At 66.2% G+C, this 13,505-nt stretch carries 15 protein-coding genes; 5 read left to right on the forward strand and 10 right to left on the reverse strand.

Annotated elements, in window-relative coordinates:
• Positions 1-88 precede the first annotated feature (88 nt).
• The gene (locus ACNI3Q_RS13905; RefSeq protein ID WP_426277687.1) at positions 89-1,078 is read left to right on the forward strand and encodes an NAD-dependent epimerase/dehydratase family protein; all 990 of its coding nucleotides are present in this window, start codon (positions 89-91) and stop codon (positions 1,076-1,078) included.
• Positions 1,079-1,096: 18 nt separating this feature from the next.
• Here the strand turns inward: ACNI3Q_RS13905 and ACNI3Q_RS13910 are convergent, their stop codons facing one another.
• On the reverse strand, positions 1,097-2,104 hold the full coding sequence (locus ACNI3Q_RS13910) for a glycosyltransferase family 2 protein (RefSeq protein WP_426277689.1): 1,008 nt from the start codon (positions 2,102-2,104) through the stop codon (positions 1,097-1,099).
• A gap of 84 nt (positions 2,105-2,188) precedes the next feature.
• On the opposite strand from ACNI3Q_RS13910, the gene ACNI3Q_RS13915 reads away from it, so the two are divergent.
• The gene (locus ACNI3Q_RS13915) at positions 2,189-3,316 is read left to right on the forward strand and encodes a glycosyltransferase family 4 protein (protein ID WP_426277691.1); all 1,128 of its coding nucleotides are present in this window, start codon (positions 2,189-2,191) and stop codon (positions 3,314-3,316) included.
• A 21-nt stretch (positions 3,317-3,337) separates the two neighbouring features.
• Here the strand turns inward: ACNI3Q_RS13915 and ACNI3Q_RS13920 are convergent, their stop codons facing one another.
• The 3 genes from ACNI3Q_RS13920 to xrt are packed head-to-tail and all read right to left on the reverse strand — an operon-like array spanning position 3,338 to position 5,555.
• Positions 3,338-4,003, reverse strand: a complete 666-nt coding sequence (locus tag ACNI3Q_RS13920; RefSeq protein WP_426277693.1) for a hypothetical protein — start codon at positions 4,001-4,003, stop codon at positions 3,338-3,340.
• Entirely contained in the window at positions 4,000-4,689 is a 690-nt protein-coding gene (locus ACNI3Q_RS13925) for an exosortase C-terminal domain/associated protein EpsI (protein ID WP_426277695.1), read from the reverse strand. Before ACNI3Q_RS13925 ends, ACNI3Q_RS13920 begins: the two co-directional genes overlap by 4 nt.
• Positions 4,686-5,555 carry an exosortase gene (gene xrt / locus ACNI3Q_RS13930; RefSeq protein WP_426277697.1) on the reverse strand — a complete coding sequence of 290 codons (870 nt, stop codon included), beginning with the start codon at positions 5,553-5,555 and terminating at the stop codon, positions 4,686-4,688. The genes ACNI3Q_RS13925 and xrt overlap by 4 nt, the downstream gene beginning before the upstream one ends.
• 99 nt (positions 5,556-5,654) lie before the next feature.
• Between xrt and ACNI3Q_RS13935 the strand changes: the two genes are divergently transcribed.
• Complete coding sequence (locus ACNI3Q_RS13935; RefSeq protein ID WP_426277699.1) at positions 5,655-6,554, forward strand: hypothetical protein; 900 nt, start codon at positions 5,655-5,657, stop codon at positions 6,552-6,554.
• A 266-nt stretch (positions 6,555-6,820) separates the two neighbouring features.
• Positions 6,821-7,348 (forward strand): retropepsin-like aspartic protease family protein, encoded by a 528-nt coding sequence (locus tag ACNI3Q_RS13940; protein WP_426277701.1) that lies wholly within the window; start codon positions 6,821-6,823, stop codon positions 7,346-7,348.
• A 9-nt stretch (positions 7,349-7,357) separates the two neighbouring features.
• Here ACNI3Q_RS13940 and ACNI3Q_RS13945 read toward each other — a convergent pair whose 3' ends face one another.
• The 4 genes from ACNI3Q_RS13945 to gatB form a co-directional block, all read right to left on the reverse strand.
• Entirely contained in the window at positions 7,358-8,119 is a 762-nt protein-coding gene (locus ACNI3Q_RS13945; protein ID WP_426277703.1) for a PEPxxWA-CTERM sorting domain-containing protein, read from the reverse strand.
• A gap of 68 nt (positions 8,120-8,187) precedes the next feature.
• Complete coding sequence (locus tag ACNI3Q_RS13950; protein ID WP_426277705.1) at positions 8,188-8,454, reverse strand: XrtV sorting system accessory protein; 267 nt, start codon at positions 8,452-8,454, stop codon at positions 8,188-8,190.
• The gene (locus ACNI3Q_RS13955; protein ID WP_426277707.1) at positions 8,451-9,092 is read right to left on the reverse strand and encodes a peptidylprolyl isomerase; all 642 of its coding nucleotides are present in this window, start codon (positions 9,090-9,092) and stop codon (positions 8,451-8,453) included. Before ACNI3Q_RS13955 ends, ACNI3Q_RS13950 begins: the two co-directional genes overlap by 4 nt.
• Positions 9,089-10,654 (reverse strand): Asp-tRNA(Asn)/Glu-tRNA(Gln) amidotransferase subunit GatB, encoded by a 1,566-nt coding sequence (gene gatB, locus ACNI3Q_RS13960; RefSeq protein ID WP_426277709.1) that lies wholly within the window; start codon positions 10,652-10,654, stop codon positions 9,089-9,091. Before gatB ends, ACNI3Q_RS13955 begins: the two co-directional genes overlap by 4 nt.
• Before the next feature lie 78 nt (positions 10,655-10,732).
• Between gatB and ACNI3Q_RS13965 the strand changes: the two genes are divergently transcribed.
• On the forward strand, positions 10,733-11,692 hold the full coding sequence (locus ACNI3Q_RS13965; protein ID WP_426277711.1) for a glycosyltransferase family 2 protein: 960 nt from the start codon (positions 10,733-10,735) through the stop codon (positions 11,690-11,692).
• A 22-nt stretch (positions 11,693-11,714) separates the two neighbouring features.
• On the opposite strand, the gene gatA is transcribed toward ACNI3Q_RS13965, so the two are convergent.
• Positions 11,715-13,199, reverse strand: coding sequence for an Asp-tRNA(Asn)/Glu-tRNA(Gln) amidotransferase subunit GatA (gatA, locus tag ACNI3Q_RS13970; protein WP_426277713.1), 1,485 nt, complete (start codon positions 13,197-13,199; stop codon positions 11,715-11,717).
• The gene (gene gatC / locus ACNI3Q_RS13975) at positions 13,199-13,486 is read right to left on the reverse strand and encodes an Asp-tRNA(Asn)/Glu-tRNA(Gln) amidotransferase subunit GatC (RefSeq protein WP_426277716.1); all 288 of its coding nucleotides are present in this window, start codon (positions 13,484-13,486) and stop codon (positions 13,199-13,201) included. Before gatC ends, gatA begins: the two co-directional genes overlap by 1 nt.
• Between the last annotated feature and the right edge of the window lie 19 nt (positions 13,487-13,505).

The raw sequence follows: 13,505 nt of genomic DNA on the forward strand, positions 1-13,505 counted from the left end.
AATACCTATATTGCAGTGCAAAAATTAACCGCGCATAAGCCGGACCGGGTGGACGGCGTGATAACCGTCAGGACTGGGACGAACGCAGGTGGGCAAACGGATACTTGTTTCGGGTGGCGCGGGCTTTATCGGCTCGCACATTGTCGATCGCCTGCTTCAGCGCAGTGACATGGACCAGATGGTCGTCGTCGACAATTTCTGGACCGGCCTGGCCGACAATCTTGCCCATATCAGCGATCCCCGGATGAAGCTGGTCACCACCGATATCGAGCGTTTTTCGACCCATGAGCGGTTTGACGAGATCATCCATCTCGCCTCCCCCGCATCGCCGCCCTGGTACATGCGGGAACCGGTTCGGACGATCAACGCCAATGTGGGCGGTGCACTGAACCTGATCGACAAGCTGACTCCGGACGGTCGCATCAGCTTTGCATCGACATCGGAAGTGTATGGCGACCCGTTGATCTCGCCGCAGCCCGAATCCTATCGCGGCGCGGTCGATTGCACTGGTCCCCGATCCTCCTATGACGAAAGCAAGCGGTGCACGGAATCGCTGCTGTTCGAATGCCACCGCACGCGGGGCATCGATATTCGCATCGTCCGCCTGTTCAACGTCTATGGCCCGCGCACCCGCCCCGATGACGGCCGGGCGGTCTCCAATTTCCTCAGCCAGGCGCTGACCACGGGTGAACTGACCATCTATGGCGACGGGATGCAGTCGCGCAGCTGGGGCTATGTCGATGATATCGTCGATGCCCTGTCGCGTTATTTCTGGCTGGACGCGATCGACTATTGCGGCCCGCTCAATGTCGGCAACGACCGTGAAATCCCGGTGATCGACATCGCCCGCTATATCACCACGCTGGTGCCTGGTTCGTGGCTGAAAATCTGTCCTCCAATCCCGCAGGATCCTACGAACCGCCGCCCGGATCTGACGCTGTGCCGCAAAATCCTGCCCGGTTGGGAAGCAAATATCAGTTATGAAGAAGGGATCAGCCGCACGCTGGACTGGTTCCGCGACAAGGTGACGGCAGGGGCGGCCACGGATGCGCCAGGCCCGGTCCGGCTGGGCGCCTGATCCTCTGGCACGGTGGGTTCAAGGCAGCGCGGCGTCCAACTGGGCGAGATGTGCCATCCAGGCTTCACTGCGCGCCGTTTGCCACGCGCCGTCGTCCGCAACGGCATCCCAATCGTCAAATGGCCGGTCAGTCGTGCTGGCAGTGGGCACAGGACGGTTACGCGGGCGCAGCAGCGCCCCCGGCCCGGCTCGCAGCAACAGCCCGACCATAGCGGCGGCGTCCCCCCAGCGCCCCTGACGCAGTGCCATCCGGGCCAGCGGCCGGGCATAGGCGGCGCGGCGGCGGTCGATCAGTCGCCGTGCAGCCGGGCCGACGACCGGTCGCATCAGGTCCAGCGCCTGGACATGCGATCGCATCATCCGTGCCGAATTGCCCGACATGGCACCGTCCGCAATGCGATATCCCGTCAGATAGGCCGGCACGCAGACAAAGCCGTGATCGCGCGCAATCCGCAACTGGAACAGATAATCCTCGCACCCCTGATTGCCCGCCTGGTGCAGCACCGGATCGAACCCCACCGCCCGCGCGACCGACGCATGGACCAGCGGCGTGCTGCCGTTGGAGATAAAGTTCCAGTCGAGATGTCGGTGCAGCACCCGCCCCTCGATCCGGGGACAGGGCGATCCGGCAATCACGCGGTCGGCCATGTCGATCCGGCGGAACCAGCCATAAGCGAGCGCGGCACGGTCGCCCGCATTCTGGAGCGCGCGCAGCTGACGCTCGATCTTTTCCGGGTGCCACAGATCATCGGCGTCCAGCGGCGCGATGTAATCGCCCGTGGCATCCGCCATCGCCCGGTTGCGCGCCGATGCCACCCCAGCATTGGCCTGGCGGATCAGCCGGACGCGGGGATCGCGGGCGGCATGGTCCAGCACCCGTTCGGCGGTCGCATCGGTCGAGCCATCGTCCACCACGATGATTTCCAGCGATTGATACGATTGCGCGCGCGCCGATGCTAAGGTCTGATCAAGGGTACGCGCGGCATTATGCGCCGGAATGATGACAGAGACCAGGGAAGCGGGCATGGCGATTTTCGAACATTCTGCCGGAAAGAGCGAATCAGTGCACCCCGCCTACTATCATACGTTGACATCACACCAGGATCGTTGATGCGGATCGCCTTTGTCTCGATCGCCACGCCCCATGCCCGTTCCTCGTGGAGCGGCATCCCATGGTATGCGCTGCGCGCATTGCAGGGGGCGGGGCATGACGTCACGGTGGTGACGACACCGCGGCTGGATGCGCTGGCCGAACGGTTCCGCCGCGCGGAATGGCTTGGCTTTCCGATCAAGCGACACCCCTGGCTGGTCAATGTCTATGCCCGGCGGATCGACGCTCAGCTGGCAGCGATCCGGCCCGACGCCGTCGTCGCGATTTCCGCCGCGCACAAGATCGCGCGCAGCCGGCCGGATTTTCCCGTGGTTTATGCAACCGATGCCATGTTCGCCAGCATGGCCGATTATTACCGCCATTATTCCGCGCGCAGCGGATTGCAGCTGCGTTATGGCAATTCGGCGCAGCATGACCTGATCGAACGGGTCGATCGGTTCGCCATGGCATCCAAATGGGGCATGGACGATGCCGTGCGCCGCTATGGCATGCCCGCCGACCGGGCGGTAATCGTGCCGATGGGGGCCAATCTGGACGTGGACCCCGGTTTCCAGCCGGTCGACCGATCCGCGCCGCTGACACTGTTGTTCGTCGGCTATAACTGGGCGCGCAAGCGCGGGGAACTGGTGCTGGCGGCGTGGCGCATCCTGCGCGAACGGACCGGCAATGCCGAACTGCATATCGTCGGGGCCGATCCCGCGTCGGCACGCGGGCTGGCCGGGGTGACGGTGCACGGGCGGCTGAACAAGATGGATGAGGGCGACTATCGCCGCCTGAGCGCGCTTTATGCCCGTTCCCATTTCTTCTTCATGCCCAGCGAGCGGGAAGCATACGGCATCGTTTATTGCGAGGCAGCAGCCTTTGGCCGCCCGGCGATTGCCACGGCAACGGGCGGCGTATCGACGATCGTCGACCATGGCAGAACCGGCCTGTTGCTGGACGAGCTGGCGGGGCCAGAGGCCTATGCCGAACAGATCCTGGCGCTGTGGAACCGGCCGGACGATCATCTGGCGATGTGCCACGCCGCCCGTGCGCGCTATGAAACCGTGCTGAACTGGCAGGCCTGGGCCGGGCGGATCACGACGCTGGCCGAAGAAGCGATCGCAGAGCGTGCCGCGCGGCCGTAGCGCAGCCGACGACCGGCTTCGTCAGCGGCGGATCGACGCGCCTGCCCTCAGCCGCTTGGTCAGCGCAGCGGCAAAGGCCTGTTGCCGGGCCGTGACCAACTGGCCCATGGCATCGCGCTGTTGATCCACAGGAGCCAGCGTGAGGGGCAGGCGTTCGACCAGCATCACGGTCTCTCCGGCGGTCAGTTCGATTGACGCACCCGGTGCCGCCGCCGCCAGCCGCGCGGCGACGTCGGGGGTCAATGCCGCGCTGTCGATCATCCGGCGCCCGGCATCACCCGCCACCAGCGCGGCATATCGGCGCTGATACCGCCAGGGATGGGCTTGAATATAGGCTGCCATCGCTGTCCATACGGGCGGCGGCGCGGGGGGCATCGCCTGGCGCAGATAACGATCGACCAGCATCGTCTCTTCCATCCGGCGCACCGCGATCTGATGGCCGGGATCGCGGTCGACCAGCGCCGCCCGCGCCGCCCGTGCGAGCAGCTTGCGGTCGATCACCTGATCCAGCGCGCGCGCCTGGGCCGCGGCATCCAGCACGGAGCCGCCGGTGGCACGCACCTGTTCCGCCACTTCGCGCCGGGTGACCTCTTGTCCATCGATCGTCGCCAGCACCTGACCCTCCGGTTCCGCCGGGACGCAGCCGGTGGCAAGCAGCAGCGGGACCAGGGCGAGCCGCCGGATCATGCCGCACCGCCCATCACCAGCGCCCGGCCGGTTGGCGACAGGCGCTGCATCAACGCCCGGTTGAACGCGGCGAGCAGGCGGATCGCCGTCTCCACCTCATCCGCCGATCGGACCAGCATCGACAGGCGCATCAGCCGCGCGGCGGGCTGAACGCCCCGCAGATTGGCGGCGATCTGGGTCGTGCGCTGTTCCAGGGGACTGGTGACGAAATGGTTGCCGATGCGAATCCAGTATAAGATCACCTCGCTGCGATCGGCGCGCAGGGCAAGCGCGGTGCGCGCGACCGCTCCGGGTGGCGCAGGCGGCGGAACGGGGACCATCGCCTGGAGTGTGAAGGAAAATCCGGCCGACAGATAGCAGAGCCGCGGTTCGTGCACGCCCAGGACCGGGCCGGAGCGGGGACCGGCAGCAGCGACCAGCATCACCATCGGCGCCCCCGGCGCGACATAATGCCGCATCAGCACATCGGAATAGGATTGGCGCTGTTTCGCATCGACATTGGGCAGCACTAGCTGATCGGATGCGACACCGCGATACGCCCCCACCCGGTCGGGGATCAGCGCGTCCAGCGCACCGGGGGCCAGCACCGCATCGGCGGCGGCGGCCGGTTGCAAAAGATTGCCCGCCAGCCCCGCCGCGACCAGCCCGCCGCCGATCAGCACGCTGCGGCGTCCGATCGGGGTCATGCCGGGCGGTCCCGCACGATCAGTCGGTCGAGCGCGACCAGCATCGCTATGGCAAAACCGAACAGGATAAGGCCAGCGGCGGGATGCACCCAGCTTTGCGCCACGCAATCGCCCAGCCACAGCGTGACCACCATCAGTGTCAGGATCCTCAGCAGATTGGCGACGACCGCGATCGGCACGATTACCGGCACCATGATCCAGCATTGCCGCCAGTCGCCGCCATGGCGCAGATGGAGATAGAGCATCCCGATCGCCGACAGCCCGACCAGCGATCCCATTCCGGCACAGGCATCCGCGACATGAAGCTCATAAGGGCCGAGATAGATCATCGACTGGCTGCTGGCCGCATCCACGCCGGCCAGCCAGAAGATGCGCGCCGCCAGATCGGCCAGCGCCAGGCTGAGCGCCAGGATCATCGGCGCGCTGACTAGGCCCGGCGGGGGTAGCAACAAGGCCAGGAACAGGAGTGGAAAGGCGATGCGACGCAACAGGACAGTCCCGCCCAGCAGCCATGTGACCAGCGCCGCCGCCGCGATCATCGCCACCCATGCCACCCATTCAATAGCCGCCAGCCGGGCGAGCAGATAGACGATTAGCGTGACGGCAAGCGCCGCCCCGGCGGGCCAGACCGTGCGGGGCGGCTGGCGCGGACCCGGCATGTGCCGCCCCAGCAGCCACAGCCCGAGCAGCAGCAGGAACGGGCCGTGCCCGCCCTGATCCGTGCGCCATGCCCCGGTCGCCTGTTCGATCAACAGGGGCAGCGCCATCAGCGCAATCCCCGCCAGCGCGCCCGCCGCGCCGATGGCGGCGGCGGGGTCGGCCATCGCCCAATGCCTGCGCTGTGCCACTGCGGCGAGTTCGCGCACCTGTTGTCCCCCAATCGCATGAAGGAGGTTGCTTCCCTCTGCGCCATAAAAAGGCAATAGACGGGTGGACAACCGGTTAGCAAGAATGGGATGCGGGCGATGGCCGTCACGACAGACAACGCTGATGCAGTTTCCCCTTCGCCATCGGGCGATGCCCGGCGCAAACGCTGGCGAATGGCGGCGCTTGTCCTGACCCTGATCGGGGTTGGCTATTTCCTAGTTGAATCCATGCTGTATCGCGGGATTTCGGCGGCGATCAACGAATGGCAGTTCGATCGGCTGGGCTATGCGCTGCCCGTCATCACCTTTGCCGTGCTGGCCGCGCTGATCAGTGCGCCTGTCTGGCTGATCTATTGGCTGATCGTGCGGCGTCGCCAGTCGGCACCGGCCGCGCCGATGAGCGTGGCCGGCTGGCGCGAACAGGCGCTGCGATTCCGTCGGCTGGCCGACGGCACGGCCGCGGTGCTGGTCGTGCTGGCGCTGGCGACGCTGATCTGGGGCATGATCATCGCCGGTACCGCCACCCCGGTGACGATCGGGGGCAACGGCGCAGCACCGGGGACGCGCGCGCTGGCGGGATCGGTCGATGTCCGCCGCGCCGTGACGGTTTCCAGCAGCGTGATCCTGTTCCGGCGGCAGTCGCGCTATGCGCCGCTGATCGAGCCGGGCGATCGTGGCCCGATCCGCCATTTCGTCGAATTGTCGAGCGATGCCGATGCGCCGATCCTGGAACAGGGCCGCCCGCTGCTGCGCGTGCGCGGCCAGGTGCCCGGTGCCGCCGTTGCAGTTTACCGGGCGAACGGCATGCCCGTGGCGCGCGACCGCTATCTGCTCAGCCGGTCCACCGCCAGCGTGCAATTCCCCTATCGGGTCGGGGCCAGCCTGTTGGTGTTTGCCGCATTGGTCGCCTTCATCCTAGGCCGATGGCAGACGCGCCGCATCCCCAAGCTGGATCCGGAAGCCAAGGCGACAACGCCATCGGCCGCCACAGCCGCATAAGGTCTGTCCTGTGATGGTAGAAACACCGTTCGTGCTGAGGAGGGGCGTCAGCCCCGTCTCAAAGCACGGCCCCAGGCACTTCGAGACGCCGCTGAAGCGGCTCCTTAGTGCGAACGGGTTTATTTGAGCGGGAAACCGCTTTGTCGAGAAACAACTCGATCATTACGCGATCTTGCTCAATGCCGGGTTAACCAATGGCGGGCACCGGATGTTCAGTTGCCGGGCCTTATTTCCGGGCCATGCACTGGCGGTTATCCTCCGGCACCGTGACGGGTGCGCTCCTGCTCGCAGCGTCTGCGGCGCTGGCGGGGCAGTGGTTCGATGCATGCCATGACCTGAGCCGGGACAGCGCCATGGCCATGCTGACCGCCCCGCTGTCGCCTGCCGCCGCTTCGCCGGACAGCCACGAAGGGTGGGATCGGGATGCGGGTCAACCCACCGAAATCCGGCGCGCGGGCGACGGCATGTTCTATTTGGATGCGATGGTGAATGATCGCCCACACCGGTTCTTGGTCGATACGGGCGCGTCCATCGTCGTGCTGTCCCGTTCGGATGCGCGCGCGCTGGGCATCCGGGCATCGGCAGGCGACGGGCGGATGTTCCGCACCGTGGGCGGCCAACGTGCCGCCGATCTCGCGCAGATGGACCTGCTGGTCATGGGCGGGCGGCGGCTGAGCGATGTGGAGGTCGCCATCGTCGAGGATGACGGGATTGGCGTTTCCCTGCTCGGTCAGAGCGCGCTTCAGCGGATGGAGCGGATCACGATCGAGGGCGACCGGATGCTGATCCACTGATCCCCAGGATCAGGCAGTCGCCCGTTTACCCATCGCCAGACCGGACCGCGCCCGTTCCCGGCGCAGCGCGCCACCGGCAATCGCCACACCCAGGATCATCATCATCCAAGTCATCGGTTCGGGCACGGCCGGAGCAGGCGTGACCGGATCGGTCGGGTTGGTCGGATTTGTGGGTTCGGTTGGCGTCGTTGGGTTGGTCGGATTTGTGGGTTCGGTTGGCGTCGTTGGGTTGGTCGGGGTCGTCGGATCGGTCGGCGTTTCCGATGTCGGTCCCGCGCCACCGCCACCGCCCAGACCGGGCGTGCCGCCAGCAAAACCCGGCGTGCCGCCGCCGGGTGCGATACCGCCACCGGGCGTCGTGCCCCCGCCAACGCCCGGATCGGCGGGCAGGAATCCCTGACCTACCGGCGGCGCGTCGGCGGGTGCACCGGCCAGCGCCCCTGCATCGGGCACCGTTGGCGTGGTCAGCGTGCCCAGCGCGGGCGGTGTTCCGACATTGGCACCGGCCAGCGCGTTGCGGCCGGCCTGGGCAGGGCCGCCAACGCCCCCGCCGATCACGCCGCCGGTTCCGCCACCACCCGTTACCAACGGCTGAGCCGCATCGGCGGCCGTCGGCGCGGGCGTAAAGGCAGCGGCGACATCGCCGGGCAGCGACATCGTGCCGCGCGCGAGCGAAAAGACAAGTGTTGCGATCAGCAAGGCGATGCCGAAGCCGATCAGCGCATTACGCTGAAACCGATGTTCGGCAGTGCGGAGTTCATCAATCGTCATGGCTGCCCAGACTCGCAATCATTATCAAGAATGACCGCTATCACAGGATTGTCATGATTGCACGAGTGTTAACCCTGTTCCGGATCAGGCCCCCCGCCGCCGCCGATCGGACGCCAGATCAGGACCGTCGCCAGCGCCGCCAGCGCCAGCACAGTGCCCGCCGCCAGCCCCCATCCTTCATTGCCCAGCCAATTGGCCAGCGCACAACCGATTGCGGGGGGAAGGTAGAACCAGGCGCAGTCGCCCGGTCGTGGCGAACCCACCGACCGCTGAAGAAACAACATGGCCAGCACAGCGAACAGGATCAGCGTCAGCCAATCCCAGACGGTGTTCATTGGCCCTGGGCAGCGGCGGGCGCGATCCGCCGCGCGCTGATGATCCGAACGGGATCCGCGGGCATCTCGCCCTTGAACGCGCCCTGGCTGGTCTTGGCGGGATCGACGGGCGTCTCCAGGATTTTGAGCAGCACTTCGCGGCCCTCGACCACGCGCCCGAACGCGGCATAGCCCAGATTATCCTCTGGCGATCCCTTGCCCGCATCCATATAGTGGCTGTGGTCGCCGATCATGATCGTGAATTCCCCGCGCGCCGTGCCCGGCGCCAGCCGCGCGACGGACAGCACGCCGTCGATATGGGTCAGGCCCGTCTGGCTGGTCGGTTCATGCTTGATCGGCGGCAGGATTCGCGACACGTCGGTCAGCGCGCCGAACTGGACGAAACCTAATGCGTTCTGAACCTTGACCACGCGGTAAAATCCAACGCTGTCCAGCTTCTTCTGGTCGACATAGCGCAAGAAATTGGCCACGGTGACCGGCGCCTTCCGCACCTCGACCTCGACCGTCATCGTACCTGCCGTGGTCACGATGGAGACGCGGGGCAGCGGTGGTTCGACCGGGGCCACCGGCGCGTCCTGCGCCAGGGCAGGCGCGGCCAGCATCGCCGCCAGGATCAGGAGCGCGCGCCGCCCGATCATCCTGCCAGCGCCTTTTTGAGGAGGTCGTTGACCACGGCCGGATTAGCCTTGCCGCCCATCGCCTTCATCGTCTGACCGACGAAAAAGCCGAACAATGCCTCCTTGCCGCCGCGATACTGCTCCAGCTGGCCCGGATTCTTTGCCAGCACCTCGGCAATCACCGCCTCGATCGCGCCGGTGTCGCTGGTCTGCTTCAACCCGCGCTCTTCGACGATCACGGCTGCGTCCTGGCCGGTTTCCAGCATAATTTCGAACACCTGTTTCGACAGGCTGCCCGACAGGGTGCCGTCCGCCACCAGCGCCAGCAGCCCGGCGGCCTGACCCGGGCTGACCGGGCTGTCGGTGATGTCGCGGCCCAGCCGGTTGAGCGCGCCAAACAGTTCGGCGGCGACCCAGTTGGATGCCTGAACCGGCTTGGCACCCGCATCCAGCAGCGCGTCGAACCAGCGCGCCGTCTCGACCTCTGCGGTCAGCACGGCGGCATTATAGGGGGTGATGCCCAGTCCTTCGTACCGCGCCCGCTTGGCATCGGGCAGTTCGGGAAGGCTGTTGCGGCATTCGGTCAGGAAATCCTCGTCCAGCTCAAGCGGCAACAGGTCGGGATCGGGGAAATAGCGATAATCATGCGCGTCCTCCTTGGACCGCATCGACCGCGTCTCGCCCTTGTCCGGATCGAACAGGCGGGTTTCCTGAACAATCTTGCCACCGGATTCCAGCACCTCGACCTGACGGCGGGCCTCCTGCTCGATCGCCTGCATGACAAAGCGGACCGAATTGACGTTCTTGGTCTCGGTCCGGGTGCCCAGCTCGCCGCCGGGCTTGCGCACGGAGACGTTGACGTCGGCGCGCATCGACCCCTGATCCATGTTGCCGTCGCACGACCCGACATAGCGCAGGATCGACCGCAGCTTGGACAGATAGGCCCCTGCCTCTGCCGGCGATCGCATATCCGGCCGGCTGACGATTTCCATGAGCGCAATGCCCGACCGGTTCAGATCGACATAGGACATGCTGGGATGCTGATCGTGCATCAGCTTGCCGGCGTCCTGTTCCACGTGGATGCGCTCGATCCCGATCCGCTTGGGCTCGACAATCCCGGCCTTTTCATCGGCATCGATAGTCAGCGCGCCCTCACCCACCAGCGGGTGATAAAGCTGGCTGATCTGATAGCCCTGGGGCAGATCGGCGTAGAAGTAATTCTTGCGATCGAACCGCGACCAGCGGTTGATCTGCGCATTGATCGCCATGCCGGTGCGCACGGCCTGCCGGATGCATTCGCGGTTGGGCACGGGCAGCATCCCCGGCATCGCCGCGTCGATCAGCGAGACCTGCGTATTCGGTTCGGCACCGAAAGCGGTGGCGGCGCCGGAAAACAGCTTGGCGTTGCTCGTCACCTGGGCATGGACCTCAAGGCCGATCACGACCTCCCATTCGCCGGTTTCGCCCTTGATCCGATAGTCTGTCGTCGTCTGCGTCACGATCTGTCCGTCATGGATGGTGGAAATGGGGATATGCACCCGTCTATCGCGCGTCATCCCGCCAAGGTCCAGACGCTTCGGCATTGCGCGGCTTCCGGGTGTGCATTACGCACTCGGGATCAACGCCGCCCCCGCACGGGCGGCACGCAACAGGGTGGGGCCGTGTCGTCGCAAGTTCATCGCGAGCCGGGCCGGTTCGCCGGCCTGAAGATCGCCGTTCTCCTGCCCTGTTACAACGAAGAGGTTGCGATCGGCCGCACCGTCGCGGCATTCCGCGACGCGCTGCCCACCGCCACCGTCTATGTCTATGACAACAACAGCCGCGACGGCACCATCGCGGCGGCGGAGGCGGCCGGGGCCGTGGTGCGAACCGAACGGATGCAGGGCAAGGGCAATGTCGTCCGCCGGATGTTCGCCGATGTCGATGCCGATATCTATGTCCTGTCCGACGGCGACCTGACCTATGATGCGGCCGCCGCGCCGGAACTGGTCGAAAAACTGGTCGCGGAACAGCTCGACATGATCGTCGGCGCGCGCCGGTCAGAGGTCGAGCTTGCCTATCGCCGGGGGCACCGGTTGGGCAACCGGATGCTGACGGGGATGCTGGCGCGGCTGTTCGGGCGCAGCTTTACCGATATCCTGTCGGGATACCGCGTGTTTTCCCGCCGCTTCGTCAAAAGCTTCCCGGTGCTGTCGGCGGGGTTCGAGATCGAAACGGAAATCAGCATCCATGCCCTCGAACTCCGGATGCCGGTGGCCGAGGTGATGACCAATTATCTTGCCCGGCCGGAAGGTTCGACGTCGAAACTGTCGACCTATCGCGATGGCTGGCGCATCCTGCGGACCATCGTCAACCTGTACCGGATCGAACGGCCGGTCCTGTTCTTTGGCGCGATCGGGGCGGCGACCATCGTGCTGGCGGTGCTGCTGGCGATCCCGCTGGCGGTGACCTATGCCCAGACGGGACTGGTGCCGCGGTTGCCGACGGCGGTGCTGGTCACCGGCCTGTCCATCGTCGGCCTGCTCAACCTGTTCACCGGCCTTATTCTCGACACGGTGGTGCGCGGACGACGGGAAATCCGCCGCCTCGCCTATCTGGCGGTGCCCGCGCCCCGCGCCTGATCGGGGCGCAGGGGCGCTGCCATTACCACCAGTCGCCGGGCCGTGCGGTAAAGCCTGCGCGCTGTTCGATGGCCAGGCCGGCGTTCAGCACGCCCTGCTCGTCCAGCGGCTTGCCGATGATCTGCAGCCCCAGCGGCAGGCCCTGTGCGTCCAGCCCGCCCGGCACGCTCATCGCGGGCAGCCCGGCCAGCGACGACGGCACCGTGAACACATCGTTCAGGTACATGGCGAGCGGATCCGCGCTCTTTTCACCCAGCGCAAAGGCGGATGACGGCGCGGTCGGCGTCAGCAACAGGTCGCACGCCTCGAACGCCCGCTCGAAATCGCGCGCGATCAGGGTGCGGACCTTGGACGCCTGCGTGAAATAGGCGTCGTAAAACCCGGCCGACAGCACATAGGTGCCGATCATGATGCGACGCTTCACCTCGTCACCGAATCCGGCGGCGCGGGTGGCGGCATACATGTCCTGAAGCCCCGCGCCCTGCGGCAGTTCGCGCGCGCCATAGCGGACCCCGTCATACCGAGCCAGGTTGGACGACGCCTCTGCCGGGGCGATGATGTAATAGGTGGGCAGCGCGTATTTGGTGTGGGGCAGGCTCACCTCCACCACCTCGGCACCCGCGTCCCTGACCCAGGCGATGCCCTGTTCCCACAGGGCATCGATCTCGGCCGGCATCCCGTCGACGCGATATTCCCGGGGAATCCCGATCCGCTTGCCGCGAAGGTCGGCGTTCAGCAGTGCTTCCCAATTGGGCACCGGCAGGTCCAGGCTGGTCGCGTCCCTGGGGTCGAACCCGCTCATCGCCTCCAGCATGATCGCACAGTCGCGCACGTCGCGCGCCATCGGCCCGGCCTGATCCAGCGAAGATGCAAAGGCGATGACGCCGAACCGCGAGCAACGGCCATAGGTCGGCTTGATCCCCGAAATGCCGGTGAATGCGGCGGGCTGTCGGATCGAACCGCCGGTATCGGTGCCGGTCGCCGCCGGGCACAGCCGCGCGGCGATGGCCGCTGACGAGCCACCCGACGAACCGCCGGGGGCAAGCGCTGCATTGCCGCCATCGTTGCGGCGCCAGGGCGAAATGACATTGCCATAGGCGCTGGTTTCGTTCGACGAACCCATGGCGAACTGATCCATGTTCAGCTTGCCCAGCATCCCCGCGCCCGCTTCCCACAATTTGCCGGAAACGGTCGATTCATAGGGCGGCCTGAACCCTTCAAGGATATGGCTCGCCGCGCGGGCCTCCACCCCCTTGGTGCAGAACAGGTCCTTCATGCCAATCGGCACGCCGGCCAGCGGCTTCGGCGTCTCACCGGCCGCCCGTGCCGCGTCGGCGGCATCGGCCGCGGCCAGCGCATGGTCGGGCGTCTCGATCAGGAACGCATTCAGTGGCTTGGCGGCGGCAACGCGCGTCACGAACGCCTCGGCCACCTCACGCGCGGTAAAGTCGCCCGCGCGCACCCCGTCGCGGATGCCGGCAACGGTCAGGTCGGTCAGCGCAGTCATTATTCGATCACCTTGGGCACGCCGAAAAAGCCATGTTCGGCAACCGGCGCATTGGCCAGCACCGCGTCGCGGACGTCGCCGTCCGAAACCACATCGTCGCGCAGGCGCAGGTGGTTGGCGATCACCGCCGTCATCGGTTCGACCCCGGTGCAGTCCACCTCGCCCAGCTGTTCCACCCAGCCAAGGATGTTGTTGAGTTCGGGGACGAGCCGCTCGGCGTCCTCTTCAGTGATCGCGATGCGCGCGAGGCTCGCGATCTTCTTCACGGTTTGCGTATCGACGGACATGGCCCTGCGGCTAGCGCGG

This window comes from Sphingomonas eleionomae (assembly GCF_049889035.1).
Classification (GTDB): domain Bacteria; phylum Pseudomonadota; class Alphaproteobacteria; order Sphingomonadales; family Sphingomonadaceae; genus Sphingomonas.